Origin of the sequence: Stenotrophomonas maltophilia (genome assembly GCF_013464485.1) — a bacterium.
Classification (GTDB): Bacteria; Pseudomonadota; Gammaproteobacteria; order Xanthomonadales; family Xanthomonadaceae; genus Stenotrophomonas; species Stenotrophomonas maltophilia_AW.
Map to the genome: position 1 here is coordinate 78,655 of NZ_RAUX01000023.1, position 16,856 is coordinate 95,510.

The 16,856-nt window shown below is 67.2% G+C and carries 13 protein-coding genes; 5 read left to right on the plus strand and 8 right to left on the minus strand.

Annotation, left to right across the window (positions count from 1 at the left end):
* Positions 1-3: 3 nt before the first annotated feature.
* The gene (locus D7Y61_RS10670; protein ID WP_180866218.1) at positions 4-654 is read left to right on the plus strand and encodes a M23 family metallopeptidase; all 651 of its coding nucleotides are present in this window, start codon (positions 4-6) and stop codon (positions 652-654) included.
* Here the strand turns inward: D7Y61_RS10670 and D7Y61_RS10675 are convergent.
* The 5 genes from D7Y61_RS10675 to hflK all read right to left on the minus strand — a co-directional run bounded on the left by D7Y61_RS10675 (position 590) and on the right by hflK (position 5,244).
* The gene (locus D7Y61_RS10675) at positions 590-1,252 is read right to left on the minus strand and encodes a hypothetical protein (RefSeq protein WP_180866250.1); all 663 of its coding nucleotides are present in this window, start codon (positions 1,250-1,252) and stop codon (positions 590-592) included. The genes D7Y61_RS10670 and D7Y61_RS10675 overlap by 65 nt on opposite strands.
* Positions 1,253-1,379: 127 nt before the next feature.
* Positions 1,380-2,672: an adenylosuccinate synthase gene (locus D7Y61_RS10680; RefSeq protein WP_005410639.1), complete on the minus strand. Its 1,293-nt coding sequence runs from the start codon at positions 2,670-2,672 to the stop codon at positions 1,380-1,382.
* 325 nt (positions 2,673-2,997) lie between these two features.
* Positions 2,998-3,183 (minus strand): DUF2065 domain-containing protein, encoded by a 186-nt coding sequence (locus D7Y61_RS10685; RefSeq protein WP_180866219.1) that lies wholly within the window; start codon positions 3,181-3,183, stop codon positions 2,998-3,000.
* A 67-nt stretch (positions 3,184-3,250) separates the two neighbouring features.
* Positions 3,251-4,114, minus strand: a complete 864-nt coding sequence (hflC, locus tag D7Y61_RS10690) for a protease modulator HflC (protein WP_010482785.1) — start codon at positions 4,112-4,114, stop codon at positions 3,251-3,253.
* Positions 4,111-5,244, minus strand: coding sequence for an FtsH protease activity modulator HflK (hflK, locus tag D7Y61_RS10695; RefSeq protein ID WP_180866220.1), 1,134 nt, complete (start codon positions 5,242-5,244; stop codon positions 4,111-4,113). Before hflK ends, hflC begins: the two co-directional genes overlap by 4 nt.
* A 153-nt stretch (positions 5,245-5,397) precedes the next feature.
* Here hflK and D7Y61_RS10700 point away from each other — a divergent pair, with 153 nt between their 5' ends.
* A complete protein-coding gene (locus tag D7Y61_RS10700) occupies positions 5,398-6,393 on the plus strand; it encodes a YhdH/YhfP family quinone oxidoreductase (protein ID WP_180866221.1) in 996 nt (331 codons plus the stop codon).
* Between the two features lie 88 nt (positions 6,394-6,481).
* A complete protein-coding gene (gene pilH, locus D7Y61_RS10705) occupies positions 6,482-6,853 on the plus strand; it encodes a twitching motility response regulator PilH (protein ID WP_005410644.1) in 372 nt (123 codons plus the stop codon).
* A 140-nt stretch (positions 6,854-6,993) separates the two neighbouring features.
* Here pilH and D7Y61_RS10710 read toward each other — a convergent pair whose 3' ends face one another.
* Complete coding sequence (locus D7Y61_RS10710; RefSeq protein ID WP_180866222.1) at positions 6,994-7,881, minus strand: DnaJ C-terminal domain-containing protein; 888 nt, start codon at positions 7,879-7,881, stop codon at positions 6,994-6,996.
* Between the two features lie 261 nt (positions 7,882-8,142).
* Here D7Y61_RS10710 and D7Y61_RS10715 point away from each other — a divergent pair, with 261 nt between their 5' ends.
* Positions 8,143-8,625: a peroxiredoxin gene (locus tag D7Y61_RS10715; RefSeq protein WP_180866223.1), complete on the plus strand. Its 483-nt coding sequence runs from the start codon at positions 8,143-8,145 to the stop codon at positions 8,623-8,625.
* A gap of 36 nt (positions 8,626-8,661) precedes the next feature.
* Positions 8,662-9,237, plus strand: a complete 576-nt coding sequence (locus D7Y61_RS10720; RefSeq protein ID WP_180866224.1) for a ferritin-like domain-containing protein — start codon at positions 8,662-8,664, stop codon at positions 9,235-9,237.
* A gap of 120 nt (positions 9,238-9,357) precedes the next feature.
* Here D7Y61_RS10720 and pbpC read toward each other — a convergent pair whose 3' ends face one another.
* Together pbpC and D7Y61_RS10730 are read right to left on the minus strand one after the other, a co-directional pair.
* A complete protein-coding gene (gene pbpC, locus D7Y61_RS10725) occupies positions 9,358-11,739 on the minus strand; it encodes a penicillin-binding protein 1C (protein WP_180866225.1) in 2,382 nt (793 codons plus the stop codon).
* Between the two features lie 49 nt (positions 11,740-11,788).
* Positions 11,789-16,696, minus strand: coding sequence for an alpha-2-macroglobulin family protein (locus D7Y61_RS10730; RefSeq protein ID WP_180866226.1), 4,908 nt, complete (start codon positions 16,694-16,696; stop codon positions 11,789-11,791).
* Between the last annotated feature and the right edge of the window lie 160 nt (positions 16,697-16,856).

Sequence of the window (16,856 nt, forward strand, 5' to 3'; positions counted from 1 at the left end):
CCGATGCGTCTTTCGCAGCTGATCGTGCTGGGCGTGCTGCTGGGTGTGGGAACGGGCTGGTGGCTGCGCCGCGATGCCGCTGAACCCACTGCAGCAGCCACGCCTGCAACACCGCTCACCGTAACGGCAACGCCGGCGGCGAAAGCGGCCACAGCGCGCACGTCGCTGCCGGCCGCCGTCGACGCAACACCCGACGGCCTGCTGCTGCCGGTGCAGGGCGTACTGCCCTCGCATCTGCGCGATACCTTTACCGATGCCCGCAGCGAAGGACGCGTACACGATGCGATCGACATCATGGCCGATGCCGGAACGCCGGTGCTTGCGGTGGCCGACGGCACGGTGGAGAAGCTGTTCGACAGCAAGCGCGGCGGGCTGACGATCTACCAGTTCGAGCCCAGCGGACGCTGGTGCTACTACTACGCCCACCTGCAGCGCTATGCCGATGGCCTGGCCGAGAAGCAGGTGATCAAGCGCGGAGAGGTGATCGGTTATGTAGGCAGCACCGGCAATGCCAGTGCCGACGCACCGCACCTGCATTTCGAGGTGCACGTGCTGGGCCCGGAGAAGCAGTGGTGGAAGGGGGAATCGATCAATCCGTATCCGCTGCTGAAATCGGCTGCTTCGACGCCCGGCGCTGCCAGCGCCGCAAGGTGAACGTGAACAACACCAAGGCGCCCCCCGGAATCAGCAGGAACAGTGCCGCCACCTTCCAGAAAAAGAACGGCCACAGCCAGACGTAATCCAGGTCGGTCAGCTTCAGCAGGTCCAGAGGGGGCTGCAGTTCGATCACGGCCGCCCTGCCCGCCAGCACCGGGGCCACGTCCAGTACGGTTACCCGCAGCCATGAACGGCCGCGGGGCAATGCATCGCCGCGGCCATAGCCGAAATAGAATGCCGTTATGCCGCCGGACTCAACCGATACCAGCGCGCGGCTGATGCCCTGCCCGGCCACACCCGAACGTTCTCCTGCGCGGAAGTCTCCATGATCGGTGGGAGTGTCGATGCGCAGCAGCACTTCAGGGTCAACCTCAGTACCGTCTGCGGCATACCGCAGTCGCAGCCGCAGTTGGTCATCGATGAAGCGGTAGACGGTCACCTCAGCCGTCGCGCCCGGACTCAGCAGCAGCGGCAGGGTCTGGGTACGCGAGGCCAGATGGTTGGCGATGGCGCCAAGCGCCAGAACCAAGCAGGCGATGCCCCACAGGCTCCACAACACCCACAGGGTGACCCGCACCACCATCTCGCCCTTCACGCTGACATCCTGGTCATCGCGTCGCTTCCTCGCTGGCACTGGCGACACAGTAACGAAAAAGCCCCGCTTGCGCGGGGCTTCTTCTTTCAGCGACGCCGCGCATGGCCCGGCGTTACCGGTCAACCACTCAGGCGAACGGATCCTGCAGGACCATGGTGTGGTCGCGGTCCGGGCCGGTGGAGACGATGCTGATCGGGCAGCCGGCCAGCTCTTCCAGCGAACGCAGGTAGGCGCGTGCGGCCGGCGGCAGGTCGTCCCAGTTGGTGATGCCGTGGGTGTTCTCGCTCCAGCCCGGGAACTCCAGGTACACCGGGGTGCACTCTTCCCAGCCCTGCGCGTCCAGCGGCGCGTACTCGGTGCGCTTGCCGTTGTATTCGTACGCGATGCAGACCTTCAGCTTTTCCATGCCGTCCAGCACGTCCAGCTTGGTGATGCACAGGCCGCTGATGCCGTTGATGGCCACGGCGCGCTTCAGCGCGACGATGTCCATCCAGCCGCAGCGACGCGGACGGCCGGTCGACGCACCGTACTCGGCGCCCCGGTCACGGATGCCCTGGCCGACTTCGTCGTCCAGCTCGGTCGGGAACGGGCCGCCGCCGACACGGGTGGCGTAGGCCTTGGCGATGCCCAGCACGTAGTCGATCGAATCGGCGCCAACGCCGGAACCGGCCAGTGCACCGCCGACGGTGGTGTTGGAGCTGGTGACGTACGGGTAGGTGCCGTGGTCGATGTCCAGCAGTGCACCCTGCGCGCCTTCGAACAGCACGCGCTTACCCTGCTTGCGCAGGTCGTGCAGGATGCCGGCCACGTCGGACTTCATCGGCTGCACGTATTCGCCGAAGGCCAGCGCCTCGTCGAAGGTCTTCTGGAAGTCGACCGCATCGGTGTTCAGATACTTGGTCAGCACGAAGTTGTGGTAGTCCAGTGCGGTGCGCAGCAGTTCTTCCAGCTGCTTCGGGTAGTGCAGGTCGGCGATGCGGATGCCGCGGCGCGCCACCTTGTCTTCGTAGGCCGGGCCGATGCCACGACCGGTGGTGCCGATCGCCTTGCCACCGGCAGCGCGCTCGCGCGCCTGGTCCAGGGCGATGTGGTACGGCATGATCAGCGGCGCGGCCGGGGAGATCTTCAGGCGCGAACGAACTTCCACGCCGGAGGCTTCCAGCTCGGCGATTTCCTTCTGCAGCGCGGCCGGCGAGATCACCACGCCGTTGCCGATCAGGCACAGCGCATCGTCACGCAGGATGCCCGACGGGATCAGGTGCAGGACGGTCTTCTTGCCGTTGATGACCAGGGTGTGGCCGGCGTTGTGGCCGCCCTGGAAGCGCACGACGGCGCCGATTTCCTCAGTGAGCAGATCGACGATCTTGCCCTTGCCTTCATCGCCCCACTGGGCACCAAGCACTACGACAGACTGACCCATGACGGGCTCCTCATATGTTGCGGCCATCGGGGCCGCGGACGGGTAAACCGTGGCGGGGCTGGCCAGCACCTGGATGGCGGCTCCAAACGGGGAGCGCCGGCGATGGAAGGCCCAGACACGGAAAAAGCCGAACGGGGAGGCCCGTCCGGCTTTTGTGCATTATCCGGGTTTCCGGGGTCGGGTGCCACCTTTCCGACGGACGGCTTTACCGGCCGGTCAGGCGCCTCGCCCGGTAGTGCCGGCCGCTGGCCGGCAATGCCAACCAAGGTTGGCATCTACCAGAGCCGGGCCACGCATGTGAACGCAGGCGACCGCCCCGGGGCGTCTAATGGCGCACCCACCACAGCAGGCTCAGGCCGGCCAGCAGCACCAGCCCGCCGAAGCTGCGCAGGGCCGGGCTCGGCATGTCCAGCAGGCGCTCGGCCATGCGCTTCCAGGCGAACGGGGCGACGAACAGGAACAGGCCTTCCAGCACCGCGACCAGGCAGACGGCAGCGAACAGATCTTTCATGGGGGACTCCGGAAAAAGCACGGGGCCCGGCATCTGGCCGGGCCCCGTGGGGTACTGCCCTGCGACCTCAGCGGTCGTTCTTCAGGTACTGCAGGAACGGGTCGTTCTTGTCCAGCACGATCACGCCGTTGCCGTCGGTCATGGAGCCGCGGTAGGCCTCCAGGCTGCGGTAGAACGCATAGAACGACGGATCGGCCGAGCCGGCCTTGCCGTAGATGCGGGCCGCGTCGGCATCGCCTTCACCGCGCAGGCGCTGCGCGTCACGCTCGGCTTCGGCGATCAGCACGGTGCTGTCACGGTCGGCCTGGGCGCGGATGGTCAGCGACTGCTCCTCGCCCTCCGCACGCAGCTTGGCGGCTTCCTGCTTGCGCTGGGCGCGCATGCGCTCATACACGTCGTTGATCACCTGGCTGTCGGTCGGCAGGTCCACCTGCTTGATGCGCAGGTCGATCATCTGCATGCCCAGCCCGGCCACCGCTTCGTTGATCCCCTTCAGCTGCTCGGCGATCAGCTCGCTGCGGTCGCCGGACACCAGCTGCTGCAGGGTGCGCGAGTTGATCTGGTTGCGCAGCGAGTCGGTGATGATCGGTGCCAGGCGGGCATTGGCGATACGCGGATCGCCACCGGTGGCACGGAAGTAGTCACCCACATTGGAGATGTAACCGATGGCGAAGAAGTCGACGCTGACGTCCTTCTGCTCAGCAGTGAAGTAGCGCGCCGGGGCGGTGTCGAGCACCTGGAAGCGGCGATCGAAGACCTTCACCGTTTCCACCACCGGCACCTTGAAGTGCAGGCCCGGCTTGATGTCCGAACGCACCACCTTGCCCAGGTTGAGCACCATGGCGGTCTGGTCCTCACGGACCACGTATACCGAGCCGAGCAGGCCCAGCACCACCGCCACGATCACGGCGATCCAGATTGGACTCTTCATCGGCTGCCCTCCTCACGGCCGCTCGGTCGCCCGGTCGGGCGGCCCACCGGCCGGCCCGGATCACGGGACTGTTCCACCCCTGCGCCCGGTAGCGACGGCATCACCACCTCCGGGTTGGTCACCCCCGGCGGCGCCGAGGTGGTGGGACGCGTATCGCCGGTCATCGGCACATAGATCAGCTGGCGACCATCGCCACCGATCACCTTGCGGTTCTCGCTCAGCACCTGCTGCACGGTCTCCAGCCACAGGCGCTTGCGGGTCACTTCCGGGGCGTCCTTGTACTGGGCCTGCAAAAGGCTGAAGCGTTGCGCGTCACCCTCGGCCTTGGACACCACGGCCTGCTTGTAGCCTTCGGCGGTGGTACGGGCACGCGAGGCCTGGCCTCGGGCTTCCGGCACGACCTTGGCGGCGTAGGCCTGGGCTTCGTTGATCAGGCGCTCCTTGACCTGCTGGGCACCGTTGACCTCGTCGAAGGCCGGCTTGACCTCTTCCGGCGGACGGGCATCCTGCAGGGTCAGGCCGGTCACGGTCAGGCCGGTCTTGAACGCCTTCAGCAGCGCCTGCAGGCGCTCTTCGGCGGCCACGGCCAGCGGGCCACGGTTGTTCAGCACGGCGTTGAGGTCGGCGCGGCCGACTTCTTCGCGCACCGCACTCTGCGCCGACTGCTCCAGCACCTGGTTGGCATCCACTGTGCCGAACAGGTACTGCTGCGGGTCGTCGATGCGGTACTGGACGTTCAGCGAGACATTGACGATGTTCTCGTCGCGGGTCAGCACCGGCACCTGGATCGAGAAGGTCTTGATCTCGGTGGCGTTGACCTTGGTAACCGATTCGATCGGCCACGGCAGCTTGAAGTTCGGGCCGGGCTGCAGGATGCGCGAGAACTGGCCGAAGCGCAGCACCACGCCACGCTGCTGTTCGCCGATCAGCTGGAAGCTGGAGAACAGCACCAGCAGCACCACGGCCGCCACCACCCAACGCACGATGCCGCCGTCGAACAGATCCTTCAGCGGCCCGGGCAGACCGCCCCAGCCACCACCATTGCCACCGCCGCGGGAGCCGAACGGCCCGCGTCGATTGTCCTCGGGGCCTTGTCCGCCCTTGTTGCCGCCGGGTGTATTCCAGGCCATGCACGCTCCATCAAGATTTGGGCTGCGGCGCGGGCCCTTCCCGCACCACCAGCCGTGAAACCATTACCGATCATACAAGATGGGGCGGATCGGCAGGATCGAAAGGGGCCCGGCGGGGTAAGGTGGCGTTTTCCTCGAAGTCAGGCAGCGCCGATGGCCCCCACCACCCCGTTCACCGCCTTCCGCATCGAAAACGACGACGCCGGCTACCGCAGCGGCCTGGCCCAGCTCAATGTCGACGACCTCAACCCGGGCGAGGTGCTGATCCGCGCGCAGTGGTCCTCGGTCAACTACAAGGACGCTCTGGCGGGCACCGGCAAGGGCAGGATCCTGCGCCGATTCCCGCTGGTGGGGGGCATCGACGTGGCCGGCACCGTGGTGGCCTCCAGCGATCCAGCCTGGCGCGAGGGCGATGCGGTCCTGACCACCGGCTGCGGCCTCAGCGAAACCCGCGACGGCGGCTACAGCCAGTACGTGCGGCTGGAGTCGCGTGCGGTGATCGCCCAGCCGGCCGGGCTGACCCCGCGCGAGGCGATGGTGCTGGGCACCGCTGGGTTCACTGCGGCGCTGGCCCTGCTGCGCATGCAGGACAACCGGCAGACCCCGGAACTCGGCCCGCTGGCGGTCACCGGTGCCAGCGGCGGTGTCGGTGCGCTGGCGCTGTCGATCTTCAGCCGTGCCGGGTACCGCGTGCACGCGGTCAGCGGGAAGCCGGACCAGGCCGATTTCCTGCGCAGCATCGGCGCCACCGAGGTACTACCGCGCGACGCACTGGCCGACACCGGCCCGCTGCAGTCGGCGCGCTTCGGCGGTGGCCTCGACAATGCCGGAGGCGACATGCTGGCCAGCCTGCTCGCGCAGACCGTGCCCTACGGCAGCGTGGTCAGTGCCGGTCTGGCCGCCAGCCCAACGCTGGACATGACCGTGATGCCGTTCATCCTGCGCGGTGTCTCGCTGCTGGGTGTGTCCTCGGCCAATGCGCCACGCAGACTGCGCGAGGAGGTCTGGGCGCGGCTGGGCAACGAATGGAAGCCACAGCACCTGGAGCGGATCTGCACTGCCGAAGTCGGCCTCGATGGTCTGCCCGCCGTATTCGAGCGGATGCTGGCCGGCGGCTCGCTGGGGCGCACGGTGGTGCGGATCGACTGAACGTCGCAGGCAGGCGACGGACGGCAGGCGCGCCCCTCCCGCCGGTAATGTGCCCGCACTACACTGCGGGCATTACATGGGGAACAACATGGCACGCATTCTGATCGTCGACGACTCACCGTCGCAGCTGTTGGGGATACAGCGCATCGTCGAGAAGCTCGGGCACCAGATCCTGACCGCCACCGACGGCGCCGCCGGGGTCGAAACCGCCAAGGCCGAGCTTCCCGACCTGGTCCTGATGGACGTGGTGATGCCCAACCTCAACGGTTTCCAGGCCACCCGCACCCTTGCACGCGACGAAGCGACCCGGCACATCCCGGTGATCCTGGTGACCACCAAGGACCAGGACACCGACCGCATGTGGGGCATGCGCCAGGGCGCCAAGGCCTACATCACCAAGCCGTTCTCGGAAGACGAACTGTCCGAGGTGCTGGAACGGGTGTTCGCCGGGCAGGGCTGAAACATTCCGGTGGGTGCCAACCTTGGTTGGCACGCTCTTCTCGTGCCGGCCGCWGGCCGGCAACCACACATCATTGCCGGCCAGCGGCCGGCACTACCGGAAGGCGTGCGGACCAAGGTCCGCACCCACCAGAACCGGTCTCAGATCGTCTCGCCAAACGCCTTGGCCAGGTTCCGGTACGCCTTCTTCTGCGCCTCGTCGGTCGCGGCCGGGGCCACGATCTCGATCTCGACGATCTGATCGCCGTCCGGATTGCCCGGCAGGCCACGGCCACGCAGGCGCAGCTTGCGGCCGGCATCGGAGTCAGCCGGAATCTTCAGCTCCACCGCGCCGCCCAGGGTCGGTACGCTGATGCTGGTCCCCAATGCGGCCTGCCATGGGGTCACCGGCAGCGTGTAGAGGATGTTGCGGCCATCCACCTCGAACTGCGGGTGCGCGGCGTACTCCACCTCCAGCAGCAGATTGCCGCCATGATTGCCCTGCCCGGCCAGGCGGATCACCTGGCCCGGACGGATGCCCTTGGGCACGCGTACGTCCAGCTGCTTGCCGTTGACGGTGATGCGCAGGCTGTCGCCGCTGTAGGCAGCCTCCAGCGGTACCGACAGCTTGGCGCGGGTATCGCGGTTGGGCGCATGGCCCTGGCTGCTGAAGCCCGGGCCCGGACCGGCACCACCTCGCTGGCGCGCGAACAGGCTTTCGAAGAAGTCGCTGAAGCCGCCATTGGGACCGCCGCCGCCGAACACCTCCTCGAAATTGAAGCCCCCGGCGCCGCCGTAGTTCGGCGGCACGTTGAACTCCTCGCCAGGGCGATAGCCCTGTGCGCGCAGCTGGTCGTAGGCCGCGCGCTTTTCCGGATCGCGCAGCGCCTCGTAGGCCTCGTTGACCGCCTTGAACTTGTCTTCGGCCCCGGCCTCCTTGCTGACATCCGGGTGGTACTTGCGCGCCAGCCGGCGGTAGGCGGTCTTGATCTCCGCCTCGCCCGCACTCGGTTCCACCCCCAGGGTGGCGTAATAATCCTTGAATTCCATCCAGCTACCTCGATTCGCTTCGGCCGCGCCGGTGGCGCCGCCCCGGGTTCATTCTACGCGCCGGCGATGCTACGCCGCCCCTCGTGCGGCCCCGGTGAGGCCGACTGATCCTGCGCAATGCGGCTGCCATCACGATGCCCCAGGCTGTGACTGGAAGCGTGCCCCGCCCGGCCTGAAGATGGGGCCTGCACACCGGTTTTCCAATGTCTTGACGTCCCTGTCCCACGCAGGCCTCTAGCCTGCCCCTGCAAGGAGTCCACCATGATCATCCACGTTGGCGAGCGCATTCCGGAAGTGACCCTCAAGCGCATCCGCGAGGGCATCGAAACGCTCGATACGCATTCGCTGTTCGACGCGCGCAAGGTGCTCCTGTTCGCCGTGCCCGGTGCGTTCACCCCCACCTGTTCGGCCCGCCACCTGCCCGGCTACATCGATAGATTCCAGGATTTCCGCCAGCGCGGCATCGATGTCTATTGCATGGCCGTCAACGATCCGTTCGTGATGAAGGCCTGGGCCGCCGACCACCACGTGCCCGACGGCCTGCTGATGCTGTCCGACGGCAATGCCGAACTGACCCGTGCGCTCGGTCTGGAACTCGATGCCAGTGCCTCAGGCATGGGCATCCGCTCGCGCCGCTTCGCGCTGTACGTGGTCGATGGTGTGGTGCGCGCGGCCTGGGTCGAACAACCCGGCCAGTTCGAAGTCTCTTCAGCCGAGTACGTGCTGGAGCACCTGCCCACCTGATTTTCCACCGCAGAACGCAAAAGGAAACGGCCAGCCATGTCCAGCAAGCCAGCCAAAGCCCCCAAGCCCGTCGCCAGGATTCCCGGCATCAGCGACCGCAAGACCCTGCGTGATCGCGCCCGGCGCAATATCGAGGACGGTGCGATCACCGACAGCTACAGCGCCGACCGCAAGGTGGTGATCAAGCTGCTCAACGATGCCCTGGCCACCGAGTACGTCTGCGTGCTGCGCTACTACCGGCACTATTTCATGGCCAAGGGCATGCTGGCCGACGCGGTCAAGGCCGAGTTCCTGGAGCACGCACAGCAGGAGCAGGCACACGCCGGCAAGCTGGCCGAGCGCATCGTCCAGCTCGGCGGCGAACCCGATTTCAACCCGGATACGCTGACCGCGCGCTCGCATGCCGAATACAAGGAAGGCAGCGACCTGCGCGACATGGTACGCGAGAACCTGGTGGCCGAACGCATCGCCATCGACAGCTACCGCGAGATGATCAACGTCATCGGCGACCGCGATACCACCACCAAGCGCATCCTCGAAGAGATCCTGGCGCAGGAGGAGGAACACGCCGACGAATTCGCCGACCTGCTGGATGGGTGGATCGGGGAATGATTGCGCGGCGGATGCCTTGGTAGATGCCCACCTTGGTGGGCGCTTTGCCGTTCGCGTGCCAACCAAGGTTGGCACCCACCAAAGCGGAGGAATGTCATCCCGCCGCGCATGGCCCAGCACCTACCGCAGCACGTTGAAGCGCACCTGCGTCCACGCGCCGTCGGCCGCCAGCGCGGTCAGGGTATGCGCGCCCGGCTCGGCGAACTCACGCTGCATCAACTGCGCGCCGTGGGTCTGCGCGATCCAGCGACCGTCCAGCAGCCAGTCCACCGCCTGTTCGCTGCCGAGCGCGCGCAGCTGCAGGCGTACGCCATGTTCGGCGTTTGGCGCACGTGCCAGTGCGGCGCCATCATTGAGGCCATCGATGTGCAGCGCGACGCTGGCCTCGCGACCATCGTCACGGCAGTCCGGCGACAACGGCGGCAGCTGCGAGGCCTCGCGCGTGGCCTTGGGCAGCCACGGTGACAGCAACGCCGGCCAGCGCGCGATTTCGCCCGCGACTTCCTCATGCGGCAAGCGGCAATCGGCCGACACGCGCAGACCGCTGCGGGCGTCTGCCAGGAAACGCTGCCGCCCCGGCTGCCAGCGTCGCGCCTCGCGCTCGGGAAAGGTCGGCGGTGCCGCGCCATCAAGCAGGTAGGCCGGCATCCTGCGCTGGCAGAGCGCAGCAGTCAGGCCTTCGGCACGCTCGCCGGTCGGCCAGCAGACGTCTTCCTGGCTGACGCTGGCCGGCATCGGCGCAGCGGCCGAGTCACCGCGCTGGCGTGGCAGGCTGTCCACCACCTCGAACATCAGCGGCAACGCGGTGACCGCACCATACTGCCCCGGCAGCGGCGTGCCGTCGGGCCGGCCCACCCACACGCCCACGGTGTAATGGCGGGTACTGCCGATCGCCCACGCGTCGCGGTAGCCGTAGCTGGTGCCGGTCTTCCACGCCACGCGCGGGCGGCCGCCGACATCGAAGGTGCCGATGCTGTACCCCGGGCGTGGATTCGATTCCAGCATCTCGCGCACGATCCAGCTCGCCCCGGGCGAAGCGAGGCGCCGCTCGACCATCGGCTCACCATCGGTGTAACGCACGCGCCCGGCGATGCCGTTGCGGTTGAGTGCGGCGAATGCGCCGACCAGGTCTTCCAGACGCGCACCGGTGCCCCCCAGGATCAATGACAGATTGGGCTTGCTGCCCTGGGGGAAACGAAGCTGGATGCCCGCGTGCGAAAGGCGCGCAGCAAAGCGGGCCGCACCCACCCGCTGCAGCAGGTCCACCGACGGCACGTTGAGTGACAACCGCAATGCGCTGGAGGCGCCGATCGGTCCATTGAAGGCCATGTCGAAATTGCCTGGCCGGTAGCTGCCGAAGCTCTGCGGCGCATCCACCAGCAGACTTTCTGAATGAATCAGTCCGTCGTCCAACGCCATCGCATACAGGAATGGCTTGAGCGTGGACCCGGGCGAACGCCAGGCCTGCACCATGTCGACGTGGCCCAGCCGCTGGCGGTCGCCGAAAGACAATGTGCCGACATAGGCACGCGCCTGCAGGGTCTGGTTGTCGATCACCAGCAAAGCTGCCGAGGTGCGATCTGGCAACGTCGAGAAATAGCTGGCCACGCGCTCTTCCAGCGTGCGCTGCAAGCCGATGTCGATACTGCTCTGGATGCGCGCCTGGCCCGGGTGTGCCGAGTGCAGGCGCTGCGCCAGCAACGCCGCATGCAGCGGCGGCCGCAGCGAGCGCGCCACCACGTTCTCGATGCACGCGTCTTCCACCTCTTCCGGTGTCCATGCACCCAGTTCGGCCATGCGTGACAGCACCTTGTCGCGCGCCTTCTGCGCCGCTTCCGGATGACGATCCGGACGCAGCCGGCTCGGCGCCTGCGGCAGCACCGCCAGCAGTGCGGCCTCGGCATGCGACAGCTGCGCCGCCGGCTTACCCAGATAGGCCCAGCTGGCCGCTTCCACACCCTCGATGGTGCCGCCGTAGGGCGCGCGTTCCAGATACAGGGTCAGGATCTGCGACTTGCTCAGGTGTACTTCCAGCTGTACCGCACGCAGCATCTGCTTGAGTTTGCCCCAGGGAGTGCGCGTGTGCGGATCAAGGATGCGAGCGACCTGCATGGTTAGCGTGGAGCCACCGGAGACGATGCGGCCGCCGCTGAGCAGCTGGCCGCTGGCACGCAGGATCGCCAGCGGATTGATGCCAGGGTGCTGCCAGAACCATCGATCCTCGTAGGTCAGCAGCGCCTGCAGGTACAACGGCGAGACGCTGTCGATCGAGGCCGGGTAGCGCCATACACCCTCGTCATCGGCGAACGCACGCAGCGGCGTACCGTCGGCAGCGACCACCAGGGTGCTGGTATCACGCTGTTTCGGCAACGGTGGTGGGAAGGCCTGGTCCAATACCAGCAGCAGCGCCAACAAGCCTGCCGTGCCCCAGCGCAGCCATGGCCACAGCGGTCGCAGCCGGCGGCACAGGGTCGCCAGCCGGGTCTTCAATGCTTCCTTCATTGCGTAGTGCCCGCAGGACGGGCCGCGCCGTCGCGGCCCATCCGTGGGATCACGGCTGCACCACCGTGATCGTGGTCGGATTGCTGCGGCCAACGCCACGCAGCTGGGGCCGGTACATGTCCTCCACCAGCGGTGGCGGCACCGAGTAGGTACCCGGGGTCACCGCACGCACCAGGTAGAACACGTTGGCCTTGCTGCCACGCGAGAGCTTCAGCGCGGCCACGTAGCGGTCGTCGCGGAACTCTTCGTGCTTGGTATCGGCCGCTTCACCGCGATCGCTGATGGTGATGCCATCCACCACTACGTCGGCCCACTGCTTGGCATCGCCCAGGTTGAAGTTCTCGATCTCCAGGCCGGCCGGCAGCAGGTCGGTCAGCAATGCATCGGGCATCGTGGTGTCGGCGGTGACGGTGACGCGCACGATCAGTGCTTCGCCTTCCTTCAATGGGCGCGGCGACCACGGCTTGCCATCGGTACCGTAGTAGCTGCGCTCGACGCCCAGCACGCTGTTGTCCGGCGTCGGCGCGCTGCGCGGGATGCCGGCCACATCGATGCTGGCGAACATCGGTGGCTGGCCCTGCGGGGTGAAGCGCACACCGCTGGCCAGTTCGCTGGCACTGAAGTTGCGACCGAACAGCTTGCGCTCGCCGATGGTTTCGGTGCCGCCACCGATCACCAGCTCACCCGCAACCAGCGACTTCTGGTTGGCCGCCAGCGCCTTGCCGAGGCGGGCGATGGCCACCTGCTCCTGCGTGCTCAGCCACATCCAGCCGGCACTGCGGCGCGCATCGAGGCCACGGCCCAGATCGACCGCACGCGCATCCCAGGCCGGCTTGGCCAGCTTGTTCTCGTGGGTCAGCGCGATCATCAGCGCGTCATCGCGGATCGCGCTGCCGTAGTCGCCGAAGTACGACGGACGTTCACTGCTGGACTTGGCGAACCCCGCGGCAAGTGCGGCCTGGCCTCGCTTGGCATCGCCCTGCAGCGACAGCGCCACGCCCAGGTGGACCAGCGACAGGCCGCCAACCGCCTTGCTGCGCTCGTTGTCGTACAGCGCGCGCAGGGTACCCAGCGGCGCGCGGTTGACCCGGGCCAGTACATAGCCCGAATACGCCTTGTTGGCGAACGTCAGCTTCTCGCGGTCATCCTGGCCGTAGAACTGATTGCCACCGGACAGCAGGTCCTCGCTGAGGCGGTTGAGTGCCTTCTGCAGCACGTTGTCGGGAACCGCGAAGCCGGCGTCCTTGGCATCAAGCAGGAACTCGGTGACATACGGCGTCAGCCACGGGTTCACGTAACCATCGTCACCCCACATCGAGAAGTTGCCATTGGCCACCTGCATCGACGCCAGGCGCCCGAACGCACCTTCCATGCGTTCACGGCGGGCCTTGGCGTCCAGGCCATCGGCGCCGAGCATCGACGACGTCGCCTGGTCCAGGATCAGCGCGGCATAGCCCTTGCTGGTGGTCTGCTCGGCACAACCGTAAGGGTAGTTCAGCGCGCCCTGCAGTGCGCTGGCGAACGGAATCGGCGGCAGCGGGCTGACCAGCAGCCGTGCGTTCACCGACTCGGACATCAGGCCCTCGGTCAGGCTGTTGTCGAGGCTGACCGCAGCCAGCGGATCCAGCGTGCGCACCTGCGAACGCAGAACCTGCGGCCATGCCGCACGCACCGGCAGGTCGTAGCGGCGGTCAGCCTTGAAGCCGTTGCCGTCCACGCGCACCCGCACCTTGGCCACGCTGTGGCCCTCACGCGCCGACAGCGGGAAGCTGAGCGTGCTCTTGGCATCGGCGTTCAGCTGCACGCTGCGCGTGCCTTCGGCCAGTGCCAGCGGGCCCTCGGTCTCCACCCGCACGTTGAAGGCACCCGGCTTGCCGGTGAAGTTCTGCACGTCCAGGGTCACGGTGCTGCGGTCGCCCGGGGCGAGCACGCGCGGCATGCTGGCTTCGGCCAGGATCGGCGCGCGCACCACGGTTTCCACGTCGCGCTTGCCGTATTGGTCATCGCTGTACACCAGTGCCGACACGCGCAGGGTGCCGTTGAAGTCCGGCACCTTCAGGCGGATGCGGGCGATGCCCTTGGCATCGAGCTGCACCGGGCCGGAGAACAGATCCACGGTCTGCACGCGCGCGGTCGGGCGCTTGGCCTGTGGCAGCGCCTGCAGCGCCATGTCGCCACCAAACTTCAGCTTGCCGCTGCTGCCATCGAAGCTCTCGATCACCCGGCTGTAGATGTCGTAGGCATCGATGCCGAGGCGACGCTGGGCGAAGAAGTGCGCGCCGGCGTCGGGCACCGGGAAGCGGGTGATGTTGAGGATGCCCACGTCCACCGCCGAGACGGTGACGTGCGCCATCTTGCCGGCCAGCTGCGGTGCACTGACCGTCACCGGCAGGTCCTGCTCCGGGCGCATCTGCTTGGGCGCAGCCAGGCCGACCGCCACGGTGCGGCCCTTGCGGTCCATCGGCACATGCACCACGCCCACGGCGCGGGCCGGGGTGATCTTGCTCGGCGCACTGCCGCCACGGAGCACCAGCGCGGTGATGTAGACGTCGTGGCGTTCCCAGTCGGCGGTGACCGGAATCTTGAAGGTCGACCCCGGCTTGGCGTCGATGTCCTGCACGTACAGCATGCGGTCGGTCTCGACCATCAGGATGCCCTTGCCGGCGTGCGGCGGGGTCACCGTCACCTCGAGCGTGTCGCCTGCCTTGTAGCCGGTCTTGTCCAGGCCCAGCTTGATCTTGTCAGGGCGCGCGTCCAGGCCACGGTTGTCATCACCCCAGCTCCAGCCAGCACGGAAGGGATAACGGCTGGTCAGGCCGGTGGACGGATCGAACACGTCCACCCGGTACTCGCCCCACTCCACCGGGAAATCAAAGGCCACCGCGCTGCCGCCGGCATCGACGGTGCGCGTTTCCTTGTTCTCGAAACGGCGGGTGAAATCGTAGTCCCAGCGGTTGTCGTTGAAGGTCCAGTGGTAGTCGCGCAGTTCGCGCACCAGGGTGATCTTCAGGCCCTTGGCCGGCTGCGGCGTACCGGCAGCATCCACGCGCATCAGTTCGAAGCGCGCATTGCCGTTGGCATCGGCGCCGTCTTCGGGATTGAACAGCGGGCGCACGCCCACCAGCGCATTGGCCGGCCACATCACCCGCTTCAAGGTGCGGGTGACGGTACGGCCGCCGGTCTCGTACAGGCTGCCGGACAGCACCACCGCGATCGGCGCCTTGGCCTTGGCCGCCTCTTCCGGCAGGGCCACGTCCTCGCGCAGCTGGCCGTTGGCCGGCAGCGTGGTGTCGATCACGTCCTTGGCTTCGCGCGGCAGCTGCAGGGTCGGGTCACCGAAGAAGTAGCCCGGCAGGCCTTCCACCGGCTGCTGCTCGGCCGCCACTGCCATGCGCGCGGTGAAGCGGTTGCCATCGGCCGGCGCACCATACAGGTAGGCACCATTGGCCTGCAGGCGCAGGTCCTCACCCGGCTTCAACGTCTTCTGCGCGCTGTCCAGGTCCAGCTTCATGCGCTCGGGCAGGAACTCCTCGATGCGCAGGGTCATGCCCTGGATCGCTTCCTTGCTGGCCGGGTCGGTGCGGAACTCGACCTGCCAGCGCCCGGTCGGCGCCTCGGCGGGGATCACCTGCTCGAAATTGATGTAGCCCTGGTCACCCGGCTGCAGGCGGGTCTCCCGGAAAGTCTTGCCGTCGGGCTGCTTCAGGCGCAGGAACACCGGTTGCGCCTTGACCGGCTTGCCGTCGTTGTCGCGCAGCAGTGCGGACAGGCGCACGGTCTCGCCCGGGCGATACAGGTCGCGCCCGGACCAGGCGTAGACGTCGAACCAGGCATTGTCACGGCCGGCCACGGCGAATTCGCTCAGGTCCAGCGCCGGCTGGTTGAACGGCAGGAAGCTGGTGTCCTTACCACTGCTGGCGACCAGCACGTGGGTGGCATCCAGCGTGTAGTTCAGCAGCGCATTGCCGTTGCCGTCGGTGCTGCCCTTCAGCACCACCTCGCCCTTGGCATCGAGCACGCGCAGGTCGATGCCCTTCAGCGGCGCACCGTCCTTCAGGCCGGCGGTGTGCACGAACAGCTTGTCCTTGTACGCCCGGGTGTGCAGGCCGATGTCACTGACCGAGAAGAACGCGGTATCGAACTCACCCTCGTAGTCGCCGGTGCGCTTGAGCAGGGCGAAGTACAGGCCCGGCTCCTGCAGTTCCTTGATGTCCTGGGTCGGCAGGTAGGTCAGCACCCGCTCGTTCTGCTTGCCGCCGAGGATGAAGCGGTTGACGTAGACCGGCTCGGCCAGCTTGTTGATCGGGCTGCGCTCGTAGTCGCTGCTCAGTTCCCAGCTGCCACGGCGGCCGCCGCGCTGGTACTGGCTGAAGAAGGTCGGCAGGTCCTTCTCGCGTACGCGCAGGAACTCGACGTCGACCTCCGGCACGTTCACCGACACCACCGGCAGGCCGCGGCTGTCCTTGGCCGGCAGCACGCTGCCCTGCGAGGCGAAACCGACCACCGGCTTCAGCTCGCCGCTGAACACCTTCTGCTTCAGTTCCTTGCCCAGGCGGCTGCCATCGGCGGCCAGCAGGTCCGGCGAGACCACCAGGCTGAACTCCTTGCCGGCCTCGACGAACGGGTAACGCAGGGTCAAACCGTCATCGGACAGCGTCCAGCTGCTGTCGTCGGTACCGACCTTCTCTTCGAAGCGCACCAGTTTGTCGAAGTCCTGGGTGCCGACCAGCGGGCGCGAAAACTCCAGCGCCAGCGACAGGCCTTCATTCTTCTGGTCCGGGTAGGCGCGCAGCAGGGTGAACTCCTTCACCTGCTCGGCCTTGGTGGTGATGGCTTCACCGCTGGCCTTGGGCAGCTGCCCGCTGTCGTTGCGGCAGCCGGCCAGGCTCAGCAACAGGCCTCCTGCCAATACTACCGCCGCCCATCCCCACCGCTTCCGCCGTGCCGGACCGCTCATGTCGTCACTCCTTGATCGAGGTGGCCATTATAGGCGCGCCGCGTCAAGGTGTTGACGCAGATTCGGCAAGTGCCCCGGATGCAGGTAGTGCCGGCCGCTGGCCGGCGACCGGCATGACCGGGCCATGCGCGGCAGGATCGGTAGTCGCCAACCCTGGTTG